This window comes from Sutterella faecalis (assembly GCF_006337085.1).
In the GTDB taxonomy this organism is placed as follows: domain Bacteria; phylum Pseudomonadota; class Gammaproteobacteria; order Burkholderiales; family Burkholderiaceae_F; genus Sutterella; species Sutterella faecalis.
Window position 1 is genome coordinate 1,853,510 of record NZ_CP040882.1, and the last position, 18,110, is coordinate 1,871,619.

The 18,110-nt window shown below is 56.6% G+C and carries 13 protein-coding genes; 8 read left to right on the top strand and 5 right to left on the bottom strand.

The genetic code is table 11. The features are described 5' to 3' along the window. Window positions 1–55 precede the first annotated feature (55 nt). Window positions 56–1,978 (top strand): IS1634 family transposase, encoded by a 1,923-nt coding sequence (locus tag FG381_RS07660; protein WP_139687373.1) that lies wholly within the window; start codon window positions 56–58, stop codon window positions 1,976–1,978. Window positions 1,979–2,039: 61 nt separating this feature from the next. Here FG381_RS07660 and cysK read toward each other — a convergent pair whose 3' ends face one another. Next, the gene (gene cysK / locus FG381_RS07665; protein WP_139688270.1) at window positions 2,040–2,963 is read right to left on the bottom strand and encodes a cysteine synthase A; all 924 of its coding nucleotides are present in this window, start codon (window positions 2,961–2,963) and stop codon (window positions 2,040–2,042) included. Between the two features lie 242 nt (window positions 2,964–3,205). Between cysK and FG381_RS07670 the strand changes: the two genes are divergently transcribed. From FG381_RS07670 to hydF, 6 genes are all read left to right on the top strand, one after another. Then, a complete protein-coding gene (locus FG381_RS07670) occupies window positions 3,206–5,038 on the top strand; it encodes an AMP-dependent synthetase/ligase (RefSeq protein WP_139688271.1) in 1,833 nt (610 codons plus the stop codon). Between the two features lie 133 nt (window positions 5,039–5,171). After that, on the top strand, window positions 5,172–6,488 hold the full coding sequence (locus tag FG381_RS07675; protein ID WP_139688272.1) for a coproporphyrinogen III oxidase family protein: 1,317 nt from the start codon (window positions 5,172–5,174) through the stop codon (window positions 6,486–6,488). 511 nt (window positions 6,489–6,999) lie between these two features. Next, on the top strand, window positions 7,000–8,349 hold the full coding sequence (locus FG381_RS07680) for a [Fe-Fe] hydrogenase large subunit C-terminal domain-containing protein (protein ID WP_139688273.1): 1,350 nt from the start codon (window positions 7,000–7,002) through the stop codon (window positions 8,347–8,349). Between the two features lie 25 nt (window positions 8,350–8,374). Then, window positions 8,375–8,728, top strand: coding sequence for an iron hydrogenase small subunit (locus FG381_RS07685; RefSeq protein WP_139688274.1), 354 nt, complete (start codon window positions 8,375–8,377; stop codon window positions 8,726–8,728). Next, window positions 8,721–9,407: a cytochrome b/b6 domain-containing protein gene (locus FG381_RS07690; RefSeq protein WP_139688275.1), complete on the top strand. Its 687-nt coding sequence runs from the start codon at window positions 8,721–8,723 to the stop codon at window positions 9,405–9,407. Before FG381_RS07685 ends, FG381_RS07690 begins: the two co-directional genes overlap by 8 nt. A 132-nt stretch (window positions 9,408–9,539) precedes the next feature. After that, window positions 9,540–10,781 (top strand): [FeFe] hydrogenase H-cluster maturation GTPase HydF, encoded by a 1,242-nt coding sequence (gene hydF / locus FG381_RS07695; RefSeq protein ID WP_139688276.1) that lies wholly within the window; start codon window positions 9,540–9,542, stop codon window positions 10,779–10,781. A 67-nt stretch (window positions 10,782–10,848) separates the two neighbouring features. Here hydF and FG381_RS07700 read toward each other — a convergent pair whose 3' ends face one another. Then, the gene (locus FG381_RS07700; RefSeq protein ID WP_139688277.1) at window positions 10,849–12,450 is read right to left on the bottom strand and encodes a peptide chain release factor 3; all 1,602 of its coding nucleotides are present in this window, start codon (window positions 12,448–12,450) and stop codon (window positions 10,849–10,851) included. Window positions 12,451–12,660: 210 nt separating this feature from the next. Here FG381_RS07700 and FG381_RS07705 point away from each other — a divergent pair, with 210 nt between their 5' ends. Then, window positions 12,661–14,007, top strand: coding sequence for a solute carrier family 23 protein (locus FG381_RS07705; RefSeq protein WP_374042040.1), 1,347 nt, complete (start codon window positions 12,661–12,663; stop codon window positions 14,005–14,007). Between the two features lie 93 nt (window positions 14,008–14,100). Here FG381_RS07705 and FG381_RS07710 read toward each other — a convergent pair whose 3' ends face one another. From FG381_RS07710 to FG381_RS07720, 3 genes are all read right to left on the bottom strand, one after another. Further along, entirely contained in the window at window positions 14,101–16,410 is a 2,310-nt protein-coding gene (locus FG381_RS07710; protein WP_139688279.1) for a Tex family protein, read from the bottom strand. Window positions 16,411–16,493: 83 nt separating this feature from the next. Next, on the bottom strand, window positions 16,494–17,000 hold the full coding sequence (locus FG381_RS07715; RefSeq protein ID WP_139688280.1) for an AtaL-like protein: 507 nt from the start codon (window positions 16,998–17,000) through the stop codon (window positions 16,494–16,496). Between the two features lie 7 nt (window positions 17,001–17,007). After that, a complete protein-coding gene (locus FG381_RS07720) occupies window positions 17,008–18,108 on the bottom strand; it encodes an amino acid ABC transporter permease (RefSeq protein ID WP_139688281.1) in 1,101 nt (366 codons plus the stop codon). Window positions 18,109–18,110 lie beyond the last annotated feature (2 nt).

The window sequence follows — 18,110 nt, forward strand, 5'->3', positions numbered from 1 at the left end:
ACGCGGGATTTATTTTGGCAGTATAATAGCTCTACTCTATTTTAGAGTTGGTGCTATGAAAAGCGGTAACAAAAAACAACTCACCGGTTTCTCCGTGCAGAAGGATGGGGAGACTGAAAAGTGGCATGTTTTCCTGAGAACCAATCGCCGGTCCGGCTATCAGTACGTCGTGGCTGAGACTAATCATTGGGACAAGGAGAAGAAGCAGGCCCGCGTGACGGGGCGTCAGATGGTCGGCCGCATTCAGCCAACCAATGAGATCACCGTGTCCCCCAGGTTCCGCAAAAGATTTCCCCAATTCACACAGCCCGAACTCTTCTTTTGGGAAGGTCAGCTGCTCTCGCGATCTGAGTATCTTTCTGCCAATCCAAATGCTCAGCAGGAATGGGATGAGCTGGAGGCGCAGCAGCAGAAAGACGCGAAGGAAGCCGCCGCAAAGGCGCAGCTGCTGGCTTCCGGCGAGGAACTGGAACCGGATCCGCTTGAGGAAATGCGTCAGGCGCGCCGTTATCTCCGCATCGGCAAGCCCTGGGCTGCATGGATGACGCTGCTCAACTGCGGCATGCTCGATGCCCTTGTGGGCATTTTCGGCGCGGATGACGGACTGCTTCTTGCTCAGTTGGCCGTCTATGTCTTCGACCAGGGACCTGCCATGGATCGATTTGAGGATTGGGCCGCTGCCACAGGGCTTCCTCGACTGCAGCCTGTTTCCGGGCAGAGGATTTCAGAGCTTCTCAGCCGAATTGATCAGAGCAAAATCGACGCCTTTTTCAAGACGCGCTACGACGCTGCGCGCGAGAGGTTCTTTGCTCGCCAGCGAGCACAGACCAGCTCCGGCGAAGACGCCGGAGAGCCTCAGCAGCCGTTCCTCGTCGCCTTCGACAGCACAGGCATCAGTACATTTTCCACAACCATCGATCAAGCGGAGTACGGCCACGCCAAGCAGAACCCGGAGCTCAAGCAGGTCAATCTGATGCTTCTATGCGATGAGGAAACGGGCGAGGCCATCTTCGCTTACAGCTACTGGGGATCCATCAATGACTCAAAGGCGTTTGTCCCCATTCTGAAGCACATGATTTCCGCCGGCTTCGATCTGTCCTTTGTGACGTTTGTTACGGATCGCGGCTTCAGGAATCCGTTTGCCACGCAATTCCTGCTTGATCATCACATTGGATTCGTCCAGGGCATTCCCATCGTTGAAGACTCCGTCAAGAAGCTGTTCCGCCAGCACCGGGATCTGCTCACGCAGAACGGCTACATGAACGGCGACACGGGATTTGTTGAAATGGCTCTCAGCCCCTCGGAGGCTGAAGCCTGGACGGAAAATTTACCGGGGGTGAAGCCTATTCAGCGCAAGGTCTTCATTTACCTCTATTACAATCCCCTGACCAACAGTTTCGCAGCGCGACGCCTAGCCAAGGATGTCGAGGATGCGCTCAAGGTTCTGAATTCGGGCAGGAAACTGGACCCCCGTCTGGCTCAGCGTACGGCCAATTGCATCGGAGAGAAGGAATCCGATAAGGGTCATAAGGTTTACTACCGCAAGGCGCAGGTTATGACGCGGAAGACCGAGTTTGAAGGGTGCCTGGCCATCCGAACGGATCGGTATTTGTCTGCGGCTCAAGTGTTTACGATCTACTCGGACCGCAACAACATCGAACGCACCTTCCGGGAGCTGAAGGTCGAGGAAGATGCGCGCCGCCTGATGGCAACGCAGACTGCCTTTGAGGGAAAGCTGTTCGTTTATGAACTGGCCCAGTCAATCTATAGACAGGTAGCCATGCAGGCTCGAAAGAAGCAGGCTGTTCTGCCTGGGAACTCATTGAACAAGCTTCTGGCAGCCATTGAGCCGGTAGTGGCTGTGCGTGTGGGGAACAGCCGTGAATGGAGGGTGGATCTGCTGACCAGGCGGCAGACTCAGGTCTATGAGCAGATCGGCGTCACCCCTCCCGCGGGGAAGCACTACTTTTGGTGCTAGCCCACGGGAGTTTGGGGCATAAAGCTCAGACCGGTCTTTTGCCATCCTGCAGCAGGGCCTGTTATTCCGCGCCCTTCACAAAGCCCTTAACAGAAAGATAGCGCTCGCCCGTATCGAAGTTCATGAGAAGGATCCTGGCATTCTTATTGAGTTTCGGCAGCAGACCCGAAACTGCCGCCAGCACAGCACCCGTGGAAATGCCGACGAGGAGACCTTCTTTCGCTGCCGCAAGTTGAGCGTAAGCGAATGCATCATCATCGGCTACATCAAGGAATTCATCAATCGCTGCGCGATCCAGGTTCTCCGGGATGAAATTGGCGCCAATGCCCTGGATGCGATGCGGTCCCGCCTTCCCTTCCGTAAGAAGCGGACTCGACTTAGGTTCAACCGCATAGGTGCGAAGCTTCGGCCAGGCTTTCTTGAGCACCCGGGAAATGCCGGAGACATTGCCGCCCGTGCCAAATGCAGAAATGAATGCATCCAGTCCTTCCGGGAAATCCTTCAGGATTTCAGGTCCCGTGTGAAGCTCATGCGCGCGCGGGTTGCTTGGATTGCTGAATTGACCCGCAACCCAGGCACCGGGGATTTCCTGCGCAAGTTCTGCGGCGCGATCGACTGCACCCTTCATGCCGAGCTTGCCCGGGGTAAGCACGAGTTCTGCACCATAAGCCTGCGCCAGGAGGCGACGCTCAATGCTCATGGACTCAGGCATGACAAGAATCATGCGATATCCGAGAACCGCGCTCACCATAGCGAGTCCGACGCCGGTATTGCCGGAAGTCGGCTCAATAATGGTGCCGCCAGCCTTCAGTTCTCCCCTGGCTTCCGCATCCCGAACCATCTGAAGCGCAATGCGGTCCTTGATGGAGCCGCCGGGATTCCCCCTTTCCAGCTTCATCCAGACTTCGTTTTCCGGGAACAGCCGCGACAAACGTACGACCGGCGTATTGCCGATAAGATCAAGCACCGAGGATACTTTGCTCATAGGAATATTCTCCATATCGTCTCATTCAGCCCTGCCGAACGTGACGTTCAATTTCTATTGACGCTTAGGATGATATGCCTTTTACGGAAGAATGTCAGGGTATTCCCTTAAATGAGATGCCTCCAAACAGCTCTTTTCTGATATAGCTTTACAGATTGTCATACTGGGCTCAGTGTTTCTGCATAGACAGAAACTGTTAGTAAGAGCCTGCCCAAAGAAAAACAAATAGGATCCAGTACGCCATGGGCCGATCAAGTGAACTCGATGGACTGACTACGCTCCCGGAGCTTCTCACTCACAGCATTCGCAAATGGGGAGACCGCGAGGCACTTAGGCAGTTCGACCGCTCCTCAAGCACGTGGGAAAGCTGGAGCTATAAAGAACTCGGTGAACACGTTCTTGAGTGGCGCCGCGCCTATTCCGCCATGGGACTTCGCCCCGGCGACCGCATCGCGATTCTGATGCCCAACGGACGGGACCACGTATGCGCCGACCAGGCCGCTCTCGCGAACGGACTCATCCCTGTTCCCCTGCATGCAATCGACACGCCGGGCGCAAGTGCCTTCATCATGATCGACAGCCAGGCATGCACGCTTGTAACCAACAAGCTTTCGCGCTGGAAGCAGATCCGGGCGACCGGCGTGCAGATGCCGGATCTAAGCACGGTGCTCATCACCGATCCAGGCGAAACTGAAGACCATGAAGACGGGCGTTTTCATGTCAAGAGCCTTGCTTCAGTCCTGGAGCTCGGTAAAAGCGTTTCTGCGGACAGCCTTCCCGCCGGTCCGCTTGAAGACGACCTTGCCGGCATCGTCTACACCTCCGGCACCACAGGTCGGCCGAAGGGCGTCATGCTCACGCACCGCAATATCGTGAGCAACGTCAAGGCAACGCTCGAATGCGTGTCTCCCCGCGAAGGCGATACATTCCTCTCCTTCCTGCCGCTCTCGCACACGTTTGAACGTACGGCCGGCTACTATCTTGCGCTCGCCACTGGATGCGTCATCGCGTACAACCGCTCGGTGCTGCTCCTCGCAGAAGATCTCAAGGTCATTCGTCCGACCGTCATCATCTCAGTACCGCGCGTCTACGAGCGCATTTATGCGCGCGTTCAGGACAAGCTTCGCAAATCCAAACCTATTGCACGCAAGCTTTTCGACTGGGCGGTCGAAGTTGGCTGGCGCGATTTCTGCCGCCGCAACCGTTTGCCGGTAGAGGAAAGCTCTCGCGCCTGGTTGGACGGCATCATTCGACTGACGCTCGTGCGCCGTATGGCCGACATGCTTCTCTCTCAGTTCGGCGGCCGGCTTCGCATTGCCATTTCCGGCGGCGCAGCGCTGAACCACAAGGTTGCCCGCGCATTCTGCGGTCTTGGTCTGCCGATCATTCAAGGCTACGGCATGACGGAAGCGAGTCCGATCATTGCCGGCAACTGTGTTGAATTCAATCAGCCCAACACCGTCGGCAAGCCTTTCTGCAATGTTGAGGTTCGTCTTGCCGAAGGCAACGAAATCCAGATCCGCGGGCCTTCCATCATGAAGGGCTACTGGCATCGTCCGGCAGATACAGCGGCCGCTTTTACAAAGGATGGCTGGCTTCATACGGGTGATGTGGGTGAATTCAATTCAGACGGCATGCTCTGCATCAAAGGCCGCATCAAGGAAATCATCGTCACCTCAACAGGCGAAAAAATTCCTCCTGCCGATCTCGAATCCGCCATTGAAACGGATCCGCTCTTCGAGCAGTGCTACGTTGTCGGAGAAAACCGCCCGTATCTCACGCTTATCACCTGCGTGAATAAGGACGAATGGGCAAGATTCGCCGAATCGCTCGGCCTCGACCCCAACGATCCGCAAAGTCTGAACAACCCGGCCGCCCGCACCTCAGCGCTCAAGCGCGCCAAGGCAGCGGCTTCAGACTTCCCGAACTATGCGCTTCCCCGTGCAGTTCTCCTGACGAATGAACCGTGGACCATCGAAAACGGCCTCATTACGCCTACGCTCAAACTTAAGCGTGGTCCGTTGTCGAACAAGTTCGAAGCTGAGATTGCCCGCGTCTATGCCACGCATGGCTGATCCGGTAGACAACAAATCGTACTCATAGTTGAGCCGGCTCTTTTCATGCGAGAAGAGTCGGTTTTTTTAAGCCTATTGCGTTCCTGAGCCGCTTAGAATCGCTTCCTTCAGAACTACCCTTTTCCGCGTCTTCATGACCAGCACTACCCACTTCGTCCCGCAGCCGCGCAAGCTCCTGCCCAATTGGATGATCGGTCTTTCCGACCGCGTGATGGATTACTACACCGGCCGCTATCTGCACTGCGATCCGGTTATTCTCAAGAATCCTCCGCCTCCGCAGGAAGGACACCAGTACATGCTCTACGCGCATGTTCCTTTCTGCCATACGCTCTGCACCTACTGCACGTTCCATCGGTTCCTGTTTAAGGAATGGAAGGCTCGCGAATACTTCAAGAACCTGCGCCGCGAAATGGATTACGTGAAGGCGCTTGGCTACGATTTCACCGCCATGTACGTGGGCGGAGGCACCACGACGATTCTTGAGGACGAGCTCATCAAGACGCTCGAACACGCCAAGAAGCTCTTTCCTTCGATCAAGGAAATTTCCTGCGAAACCGACCCGCAAGTAATCACCACGCCGCAGTTCCGCAATCTTCAGGGGCTTGTCGACCGCATGTCGATCGGCGTGCAGAGCTTTAATGACGACATCCTCAAGCTCTCCGACCGCTATGAGAAGTTCGGATCCGGTGAGCAAATTTTCGAGCGTCTGCAGTACGCTCAGGAGCTTTTCCCCGTCTGCAATGTCGACATGATGTTCGGATTCCGCGGTCAGTCGCTCGACGTTCTCCATGACGACATGGAAAAAATCGTCAAGCTCAATCCAAGACAGACCACCACCTATCCGCTCATGGTGACGTCTCAGACACGTCAAAGCGTGAAGGGCACCATCGCAGCCACCGGCATTGAGCTCGCTGATCAGTATCGCTGCATCCTTGATACTTTCGGCAATCGCTACCGCCAGCTCACGTCCTGGACCTTTGGCCAGACGAACAACGAAGGCTTCGATGAATATGTGGTCGACCACGACGAATACCTCGGCGTGGGTTCCGGCGCATTCAGCTTCCTCAATAACAGTCTTTATGTAAACACCTTCAGTCTGCGCCGCTATGGCGAACGCATCGCCGCAGGCAATACCGGCGTAGAGCGCAGGAGAGAGTTCGACAAGCACGCGATCATGCAGTACCGCCTGATGCTCGGCCTCTTTGCACATCGACTCTCCCGGAAATATTTCCGGGAGGTGCACGGCATCAACGTCGACCGCTATCTCATGAAGGAAATGCTCGGTCTGCGCATTTCGGGAGCCATCAAGGATGACCCCAACGATCCCGACCGCATCATCGTTACCGACGCCGGCAAGTTCCTCGGCCTCGTGATGATGAAGGCCTTCTATGCCGCCATGGATCAGGTTCGTGCAGAACTGCGCGCTCCTCTGCGTGAAGAGGATATGTAAACCGCAATCAAGCAGATTTCGGTTGAAGAGAAGGAGAGAAACCGAAAGGTTCTCTCCTTTTCCATTTTTAAACGAGCGCGTGCCCCCGAATTCCCGAGTATTTTTCTCAGGAATTCATTCGATTAGGGTTAACTTGCAAAGGCCAACCGTTCGGTTTTGATCTGTATTAAACCGTTGTTAGAAACATTTAAAAACAATACGGAGTGCTTATCCAAAATCACTCCTTAAGAGGTAATCCTCAGCCTGCGGCCCGACTATGGCACACGATAGAATGCAACCGTTCGTAGGAGTCTCCCACGGCTAGTGCCTATGGGATTTGCTTCTGCTCAAAAGAAAACATCGTCGATTGAGAATGACGACCCTGGCGGTGAAGACAGAAATTCAGACAGTCTGCTTGATGAACCGTCCGTCGCTCTTTACGACGAGCCAAAACTGAGGAAAGAATTGCGCTTCCCGAAATCACTAAAAGGATTCCGGGACTCTGCTGTTCTCCTCAACGGAGAATGTATCCATGACGACCACGGTTCGTACGTTCCTGCCTGGCGACAATGCCTACGGCCAGAACGGTCCCGCCTTCCAGGGCAACCTTCGCAAGGGTGAACTGCGCGGCATCATCCATATCAACAAGAATCACTGCGTCGGCTGCGACACCTGCAGCAAATTCTGCCCGACCGATGCCATTAAGGGCGGTCTCGGCTCCAAGCACGAGATTATCGACGACGCGTGCATCTATTGCGGCCAGTGCCTCATCGCCTGCCCGTTCAACGCCATCGAACAGATGAGCTTCGTCGACAAGGTCGAACGCGTTCTTGACGCGAAGGATCACATTGTCGTCGCACAGCCCTCGCCGGCTGTCCGCGTCTCAATCTGCGAAGAATTCGGCGGCGAACCGGGTGAACTCTCCACCGAACAGCTCGTCAACGCGCTTGAAGCAGCCGGTTTCGTCACCTATGACTGCAACGCGACTGCTGACCAGACGATCATTGAAGAAGGCACGGAATTCGTCAAGAAGATCCAGTATTGGGTTCTCGGCGAACGTGGTCCGGAGGTTGATGAACAGGGTAAGCACCCGTTCCCGCACTTTACGTCCTGCTGCCCGGGCTGGGTTAAGTACGCTGAAACGTACGCTGCCGACATGCTTCCGCACCTCTCCACGGCGAAGTCTCCGCTTCAGATGGGCGGCACGCTGGCAAAGACCTGGGCTGCCAAGTACGTGCTCAAGTGCGATCCCCGCAAGGTCTTCTTCGTTTCCGTCACGCCCTGCACGGCCAAGATTTTTGAGGCTGCCCGCCCCGAAATGAATTCGGCCTGGCGCTGGCTCATCGCCAATAAGGAAATTCCTGCCGATACGCCTGAATTCCAGGATATCGACGCCTCTCTCACGGCCCGTGATCTCGCCGAACTTCTCCGCCGTAAGGGCATTAATCCGCTCCTGATGCCGAAGACCCGCGAACGCGCTCCGCTTGAGGTTTATTCCGGTGCCGGCACGATTTTCGGCTGTTCCGGCGGCGTTATGGAAGCGGCGCTCCGTACCGCTTACTTCGCGCTCTCCGGCAAGGAACTCGATAATGCGAATATCGAAGTTGTCCGAGGCCACAACAACGCCATCGTTGAAGCGACGATTCCTGTGCCCATCAAGGCGCTCGGCGGCAAGACCTACGATGTGCATGTCTGCGTCGTCAACGGCGCCAATCAGGGTCTGAAGGAAGTTCTCCATCGCGTACGCGTCGACAAGAACCGCTATCACTTCATCGAAGTGATGAACTGCCCGGGCGGTTGCGTCAACGGCGGCGGTCAGCCGGTTCAGTCCTCCGGCACTGCATGGCTCAAACCCACTACGCCGCTCCCCCTGCGCGTCTAATTCCTGACTGAGGTTCAAGAAGAAAATGCTGTCTGAAAACTATTCCTATGCAGAACGCCCCGCAGCCCTGATTCTCGGTCGCCGCGGCTTTCTGAAAGTGAGCGGTCTCTGCGTCGGTGCTGCCGTTGTCTGCGGCTGGGCCATCGGCGACATGGTCGCCCGCCGCAATTCAATCATCCTTGCCCGCCAGGCCGGCCTCTACAAGGATGACAAGCTCTGCCAGGCTATGGGCCTCGCGGCTTCCCACCAGAACACGGTGGTCATGTCCGTTTACAAGGATATGAAGGCAAAGCCCGTCGACCATACGATGCACGAACTGCTTCACACGCACTACTATTCCCGCTCCATGCTTGCCATGACGGAGGCTGCTCATGTCTGATATTTCTGCCGCCCCCAATGACCGCATCCTGCGCTTCCATGCGCCGGACAAGGTCTTCCACTCGGTGAACGCGATCACCTGGTTCGCGCTGCTCTTCACGGGCATGTACGTCTACTTCTGCAATCCCTCCGACGAGGCTGCGGAAACGGCGATGATCGCCCACCTGATCATCGGCGCCGTCTTCACCTTCAACCTGCTCGGCTTCATTGTCATTGCTCCGGATCGCTTCGCGCTCATCATGCGCGCCTGCATGGAGTGGGACAGCAACACGCTGCGCTGGTTCCTTAACTTCGGCAACTACCCCCGCCGCTTCTTCGGCATCCCGCTCGGGCCGGAAACGGTTCCCCCGCAGGGTCGCTACAACGGCGGCCAGAAGGCTTCCTATCTGCTCTTCATGGGCATGATCGCTGCTCTCGCGGTCACGGGCTGGCTCCTTTGGCTCGGCGCTCCGGTTACCGGCAAGCTTGTCTACTTCCTGACGTTCTACTTCCACGTTTGGGGTTCGATCATTATTTCGATCCTCGTGGTTTGCGCCCACATCCCGCTCGCGCTCCTTTCGATGTCTCACTTCAAGGGCATCTGGCGCCTCGGCCCGGGCACGATCTCGGTGGAAGCCGCAGAACATCACGCCCCGCTCTGGTTTAAGCGTGACGTCATCCGCACGGATATCGAGAAGTAATTTGATACTTCTTACCTGAAAAAGGCCGGATCCCAGGATCCGGCCTTTTTTCTTAAACTGATGCGAAACCGGCTGTTCCCCGACAGCTTGCGTCAAACAATCAAAATCAACAGCCTCAATCGGAAGCGAGCCATGTTGAACACTTTCAATACGCCCAAGGGGCTCAGAATCCACATCGGCCTTTTCGGCCGCCGCAACGCCGGCAAAAGCTCTCTTGCCAATGCGCTCACCAATCAGCACATTTCCATTGTCTCGAACGTACCAGGAACAACAACCGACCCGGTGGAAAAGGCCTGCGAGCTTGCCCCGATCGGACCGGTTGTCTTTATTGACACTGCCGGCGTCGACGATGTCGGAGAGCTTGGTGCTGCACGCGTAGAGCGCTCCAAGACCGTATTGGAATGGACGGACATCGCCCTTATTGTGGGGAGTGCTGCCGGGCTCGAACCTGACGACCGGGAACTGATTGCCGATGCCAAGCGGCTCGGAACCCCCTCGATCCTTGTACTCAACAAAGCAGGCATTAAGGCACCCACTGACCAAGTTCTCGCAGATGCGCGTCAGTACGGCCTGCCCGTCGTCATCACCGATGCCGTAGAGGGTCTCGGGATTGATGCATTGCGGCAAACCATCATCCGCATTGTTCAGGAAGACACAGAACCCGACAGACCGCTCTGCGGCGACCTGGCCCACGCGGGCGATACCGTGCTTCTTGTCACGCCGATTGACTCCGGTGCTCCAAAAGGCCGCCTTATCCTGCCGCAGGTGCAGGCCATCCGGGAACTTCTGGATGCCCATGCCAAGGCTTATGTCATTCAGCAGGACCGCGTAGCCGAAGCCATTGCCGATCTCAAAAATCCCCCGGCCTTCATCATGACGGACTCGCAGGCGATTGACGACGTTGCCCGACAGGCGCCGGACTCCATCCCGCTCACAACATTTTCGCTGCAGATGGCCTATGCAAAGAGCGATCTCATCGAACTCGCCCGGGGTACAGCGGCCCTTTCGAAACTTAAGGACGGCGACCGCGTGCTCATCTGCGAAACCTGCAGCCACCACCCCCAGAAGGACGATATCGGCCGACTCAAGATTCCGCGCTGGCTGAAGGAAAAAACCGGGCTCGACCTCAAAATCGAAGTTGCCGTCGGCAAAGACTTCCCTGACGATCTCACACCCTACGCCGTTCTCATTCAGTGCGGCGGCTGCGTCGTCACGCGGCGCCATATGCTGATGCGCTTGAGGCGTGCGATGAGCCAGAAGGTGCCCATGACGAATTACGGACTTGCCATCTGCTACCTGCGCGGTCATCTCGAACGCGTCCTTTCGTGCCATCCGGAAGCGCTTGAAGCTTTCCGCAAAGGTCTCAAGTCATAACGAAGCAGATAAACGAAACCCGGATCGCTATTGAAAGCGTCCGGGTTTCTTATTAAGGCCGAATGAATCAGAAGATCTGGTTCATTTCACGCGTAGTGTGGAAGGTTACCTGCGGCCAGTGCTTCATCGTCGTCTCAAGGTTGTAGATCGACGTTGCCAGATAAACCTCATTGCCGTTCACGTCGGTCGCAAGTCTTGCTGCCTGCTCTGCCTCGAAATCACGCTTTGTCTTCTCATCCGGGAAGGAGAGCCAGCGCGCGGTCGAAACATCCGTCGACTCGTAGATGGCATCAACCTTGTATTCATCCGCAAGGCGCTGAGCAACAATTTCAAACTGCAACTGCCCGACGGCGCCCAGCATGATATTGCCGAATTCGCCGGTGAAGACCTGAATAGCGCCCTCTTCGCCGAGCTCCTGAAGGCCCTTCTGAAGCTGCTTGGCTTTAAAGGGATCCTTGCTTCGCGCAGCCCGGAAGAGTTCCGGCGCAAAGTTCGGAATGCCGGTGAACTGAAGCTTTTCACCCGAGGTCAGCGTATCGCCGATATGGAGCTGTCCGTGGTTGTAGATGCCGATGATGTCTCCCGCCACCGCGTCCGTCATGATGACGCGGTCCTGCGCCATGAAGGTGAGCGCATTGGGGATCTTCATCTCGCGTCCTTCACGGACATGGTAGGTCTTCATCCCAGGCTGATAGCGCCCGGAACACACGCGGAAGAACGCAATGCGGTCGCGGTGGCGGGGGTCCATATTGGCCTGAATCTTGAAGACGAAGCCGGTGAACGGCGCCTCATCGGGCTCAACCATGCGCACGCCTGCATCACGAGGCTGAGGCGGCGGAGCCCAGTCGACGAGTGCATTGAGAACATCTTCAACACCGAAGTTGTTGACGCCTGAGCCGAAGAAGACCGGACTCTGCTCGGCAGCGAGGAAGCGCTTGAGGTCAAAAGGATCCGTTGCCCCCTGGACGAGCTCAATCGACTCGCGCACATAAGGCATTTCCATCGGGAAAAGCTCATCGAGTTCCGGATTGTCGAGTCCTTCAATCAGCTCTCGATCACTCGTAAGCCGGTCTTCACCCGGCGTGAAGCGAACGAGATGATTCTTCGCGAGCGAAAAAACGCCGCGGAAGGTCTTTCCCATGCCGATCGGCCAGGTAATGGGCACGCACTGCAGCTTTAGAACCTGCTCAATTTCGGAGAGAAGATCAAGCGGATCACGAACTTCACGGTCAAACTTATTGATGAACGTGATGATCGGAGTGTTGCGCATGCGGCAGACTTCAAGGAGCTTGATGGTCTGCGCCTCAACGCCCTTGGCAGCATCGATCACCATCACTGCGGCGTCGACCGCAGTCAGCACACGGTACGTATCTTCAGAAAAGTCCTCGTGGCCCGGGGTGTCGAGCAAGTTGATGACATGGTCGCGGTAATGGAACTGCATCACCGAGCTCGTCACCGAAATGCCGCGCTGCTTTTCCACTTCCATCCAGTCGGAGGTGGCATGGCGCGCAGCCTTGCGGCCTTTTACGGCACCCGCCATCTGAATGGCGCCGCCGAAAAGAAGAAGCTTTTCCGTGAGCGTCGTTTTACCGGCGTCAGGGTGGGAAATAATGGCGAAAGTGCGGCGTGCTTCGACGTCGCGCACAAGCGCCGGATTGGGACTCGTCATGTGAAACGATCGAATGAGTGTGAAATCAGGCATCTGCGGGCTCGCATCCAATGCTCGAACCGCGCAAACGAAAAGCTGCTTATTTTAGCAAGCCTTCTCGGTACTTACGTGCCATTTGAACCGCCGCATGACCTCAGTGGAAAAGCAAAGCGAAATATTTCGTTACGGATCGATTTAGAATGGAGCCGTTTGCCTATTTTCTGAGGTCCTATCGAGATGAGTTACTTCCCCAGCTGGAAGCTGAAGACTTCCGGAACCATTGCTCCAGATGAGCGTCTGCCTGCAGGCCAGACGCTCGCACTCGGCGTACAGCACGTCGTCGCCATGTTCGGCTCCACTGTTCTGGCGCCGCTCCTTATGGGGTTCGACCCCAATCTCGCCATTCTGATGAGCGGCCTCGGCACGCTCATTTTTTTCGTCCTCGTAGGCGGCCACGTGCCGAGCTACCTGGGTTCGTCCTTTGCCTTCATCGGCGTGGTCATTGCGGCAACGGGATACGCTGCTGGTTCTGGACCTAATCCCAACATACCCGTGGCGCTCGGCGGCATCATCATCTGCGGCCTCATTTACTGTGCTGTCGGCCTCATCGTCATGAGCACCGGCGTCAAATGGATTGAACGGCTTATGCCTCCGGTAGTCACCGGCGCCGTCGTCGCGGTCATCGGCCTCAATCTGGCCCCTACTGCCGTCAAAAGCGTTGGACCCACGGATTTTGACGCCTGGATCGCCATCCTCACGGTGATCTGCGTGGGCGGCGTTGCCGTTTATACGCGCGGCCTCATTCAAAAGCTTCTGATTCTCGTCGGCCTCTCGCTCGCCTATGCTATCTACGCCATTCTCACGAACGGCCTTGGCCTCGGGGGAACGCCGATCAACTTCGGGCGCATTGCCGAAGCCGCCTGGTTCGGCATCCCGCAGTTCGAATCCCCTGTTTTCTCAGTCTCTGCCATTACGCTCATCGCTCCCGTTGTCATCATTCTCGTTGGAGAAAACCTCGGCCACATTAAAGCAGTGACCGCAATGACCGGCCGCAACCTTGACCCTTATATGGGCAGGGCTTTCCTCGGCGACGGCCTCGCAACAATGTTTTCCGCGAGCTTCGGCGGCACGGGCGTGACGACTTACGGCGAAAACATCGGCGTCATGGCTGCAACCCGCGTCTACTCGACCCTGCTCTTCCCGGTCGCTGCAATCTTTGCCATCATCCTTGGTTTTTCACCCAAATTCGGCGCAGTCATTCAGACGATTCCGCAGCCGATTCTCGGGGGCACCTCCATCGTCGTCTTCGGTCTCATTGCCGTCGCTGGCGCCCGTGTTTGGGTAGTCAACCATGTGGACTTCGGCGACAACCGCAATCTGATTGTCGCTGCCGTCACGCTGATTCTGGGTGCCGGCGACTTCACGATCCATATCGGAAGCTTCACGCTCGGCGGCATCGGCACTGCCACTTTTGGCGCCATCATTCTCAATGCGCTCATGGAACTGGGCGAGCGCCATGTTCAAGGCGAAAAAGAACCCGAACCCCATGAAGCAGACCTTGGCGGGAAATCTCAGTAAGTCCGGCTGCGTCTTCTGACTTCCTGTTGAGAAAAGCCTCAGATTCCTTGAGAATCCGAGGCTTTTCTTCTTCGTTATCTCTGATTCATCTCATCAGCGGCGAAGCTTTAAGAAAGCGGCTCCGAGCGCAGTAGTCTCAGTCCTGCCCCGATCAGATCGGTCACGGCTCAAGCCATTCGCCGTCCGCGACGCGCCCCTGGAAGCGCCGGCACCGGCAGTCCCGTCCGAACGCATCGAAAGCGAGATGCGCTGACGCACCGCATCCACATCGAGCACCGTCACCTTGACGACCTGCCCCACCCGCACTTCCTTGAACGGATCCTTCACGAAATGGTCCGCGAGCGCAGACACGTGAACAAGCCCGTTCACATGAACGCCAATATCAACGAAAGCGCCGAAGGCTGCGACATTGGCAACTACACCCTCGAGCTTCATGCCGGGATGAAGGTCCTCAATCGTCTGAATGTCATCCTTGAATTCTGCCGTTTTGAATTCGGCTCTCGGATCGCGCTCAGGCTTCTCCAGCTCCCGGATGATGTCCATCACCGTAGGCGCACCGAACTTTTCGTCGGCAAAGTCCACCGCCCGGATCTTTCCTAGGAGCGACTCATTGCCCATAAGCTCTCGAACGCTTTTGAGCTTCAGGCGGGAAACCATTCTTGCCACAACCGAATAGGATTCCGGATGAACGCCCGTACCATCGAGCGGATTTGCGCCGCGATGAATGCGCAGGAACCCGGCAGCCTGCAGAAAACGCGCATCCCCGAGATAGGGCACATTGCGGAGCGCTTCTCGATCACGGAAAGCCCCGTGCTTCTCGCGATACGCAACGATTTCCTGAGCGACGCGCCGGGTAAGACCGGCGATATGACTCAAAAGCTGAGGACTTGCCGTGTTGACGTCGACGCCGACAAAATTCACGCAGTCTTCCACAACCGCAGAAAGGCGGCGCTCAAGCTTCTGATGATCCACATCATGCTGATACTGACCCACGCCGATTGCCTTGGGGTCAATCTTCACAAGTTCAGCCAGCGGATCCTGAAGACGTCTTGCAATGGAAACCGCCCCGCGGTAGCTGACGTCGAGCTCGGGAAGTTCCTCACTGGCAAGCTCGGAAGCAGAATAAACGGAAGCTCCCGCCTCGCTGACGATGACGCGCTGCGCCTTGACTTCCGGATGCGCGCGCAGAACTTCGCCTACAACAGCCGAGGTTTCCCGGCTTGCCGTCCCGTTCCCAATCGCAATGAAAGCGATTCTGTAGGGCTCGAGCATTTTCAGGAGCTTCAGCTTTGAAGCTTCTCGCGCGGCGTCGGACCCATGCATCATGAGAACGTCATGCGCCAGCACGCGTCCCGTGTCGTCAATAACCGCGGCCTTCACGCCCGTACGGAAGCCCGGGTCAAGACCCAGAACCGCATGGTGTCCTGCAGGTGCGGCAAGAAGCAGATCACGCAGATTTTCGCCAAAGACGCCGATTGCCGTCTCTTCCGCGCGCTCCCGGAGCTCTTCGAGGAGATCGCCCTCAATGGAAAGACGAAGCTTCACGCGCCATGTCCAGCGGCAGACGGCAAGAAGCCACATATCCGCGGCGCGCCCGGTTCGGCTGATGCCGAGGAGATCTGCGAGACGAGCCTCCGCAGGATGAGGATCACGCGCCTCATCTTCAGCAGGGAGCTCAACAGACACCGTAAGGAATCCCTCCCGGCGACCACGCAGAACGGCAAGCGCGCGATGCGAAGGGACTTTCGAGAGCGGCTCCCGGAAATCGAAATAATCACGGAATTTTTCCGCCTTTTCTTTTTCCGCTTCCACGAGACGAGAGACGAGCTCACCGCGCGCAGACATGAAAGCGCGCAGATTTTCTCTAAGTTTCGCATCAAGGCTGAAGCGTTCAGCAAGAATGTCTCGTGCGCCATTAAGCGCTGCCTGAGCATCTGCAAACCCCTTTTCGGCATTGATGAAGGAGACTGCTTCACGAAGCGGATCCAGCGTTCGGTTCGCCAGAAGTCTGTCGGCGAGAGGTTCGAGACCCGCTTCCTTCGCAATGGCCGCGCGCGTGCGGCGCTTGCTCTTATAGGGCGCATAGAGGTCTTCGAGCTCCTGCTTGGTCTCGGCGTTCAGAAGGCGTTCCTTCAAGGCGTCATCGAGCTTGCCCTGAGCCTCAATTGCGGCAAGGATTGTCTCGCGACGATCATTAAGCTCTCGGAGATACACCAGACGCTCTTCGAGCGTCCGCAGCTGCGCATCCGTGAGTCCGCCGGTCATTTCCTTGCGGTAGCGGGCAATAAAAGGAACGGTTGCGCCTTCGTCGAGGAGTCTGACGGCAGCTTCCACCTGAGAAGAACGCGCCGCAATTTCTTCGGCAATATGAGCGCAAATACGCGCACTGAGCATGTCGGTCATTTTTCGAAAATTCTGCAGTTACGAGAAACGCCCGGAAAGGCCTTGTGCCTCATCCGGGCGTCGAATAATAGAGAAGACGAGCTTTATGCGTGTGCCTCGTGAGCTTTAAGCTGCACAAGATCGTCAAGAATCTTCACAAGAATGCTTCGATCCTTGCTTTCATATGCAAGACGTCTGAGCTGATTGAGCTGCGCTTCCTGATGCGTTTCCTTGTGCGGCGGCTCGCGGTCTTCGTGATAGGTGAAGCGCACAAAAAGACTTCCCTTTTCAGGCTCCTCAATCGTCATGCTGAAATCTGATGCCGGCCGGGGACCATCGGCATCAATATGCGCGTGATAGCTCCCGTCCGCCAAAAGCTCTATTTCTTCTTCAAACTTCAGCGTCCCGAAACTGATCTCTCGCCCGAAGGTCACGGATCCCGGCGTCTTCCCCGGCACTTCCGCCTTCGTAATTCGGGAGCCGCTTACCTCCTCGATATAGTTTTCCGGATGCCGTGCAAAATCGGCAATGCCGCGCGCAAGATCCTCGCGGGCAAGAACAAAGGGGAGCTCCGGGATGGATGCCCGGATGATGTGCTCATGAAATTTCATAAACGAACTAAATGTGAATAGTACGGCGCGACTTCGTCCCCTGAAGCTTTCCTTCAAGCCACTGGCTGTAGCGCGAAATGATGAAGCTCGAGACGAAATAGATCATCACGATAAAAGCGTAGCCTTCAATGAAATAGGGCCTCCAGAGCGCATCGCCGAGCGCAAGCTTGAGCGACCCGGTAAGGTCGTACATCGAAACCACCATAACGAGCGAAGTGTCCATAAAACAGGACAAGAGACTGTTCACAAAGGCAGGGATGATCGCAACAAGGGCCTGCGGAAGAATAACGCTCGTATAACACTGCCGTTCTGTCAGTCCAAGCGAACGGGCGGCTGCAAACTGCCCGCGGGGAATAGTCTGAAGTCCGCCGCGGACGGTTTCCGCCATGTAGGCTGCCTGAAAGAGCGTAATCCCGATCACCACGCGCCAGAAGGCGTCAACCTTCATCCATTCCGGCATCAGGAGCGGAAAGACGAAAGCCGCAACGAAAAGCACGGTAATCAGCGGCACGCCGCGAACAAGCTCAATGTAGCCCGTTGAGACAGCGGAAATGATGGGCAGTCTGCTGCGGCGGCCGATGGCCAGAAGGATGCCGAGAGGTGAAGATGCCGCCATGCCGAGAAGCGTAAGGATCACCGTCAGCGGCAGCCCGCCCCACATGTCGGTACTGATTTTTTCCAGTCCGAAAATGCCGCCGATCATCAGAACGAAGAAAGCAGCAAAGGATGCAACCCACCCCCAGAGAAGCATTCGCACGCCCCGGTGCGTCCAGAGAGACGGCACGGCTGAGATGACGAGCATGAGAACGATAATGAACGTGGCAAGCGCCGGCCGCCACTGCAGCTCATAGGGGAAGCGCCCGAAAATAATGAGGCGCCATTTTTCGGTTACGAAGCCCCAGCAGGCGCCCGCAGCCTTCCGGCAGGCATTGACATCAGCGCTCCAGACTGCGTCCAGAACCGCCCATTTGATGAACCAGCAAAAGACGAAAAGGATGACCGCACCGAGCGCTACCGAAACCACGCTTGCCCCGGGGGAATAGAAGCAGTTCGTTCGCAGCCGCTCCCAAAGGCCGCCAGGAGTGCCCGTAATCTGAATTTCCGGCATGA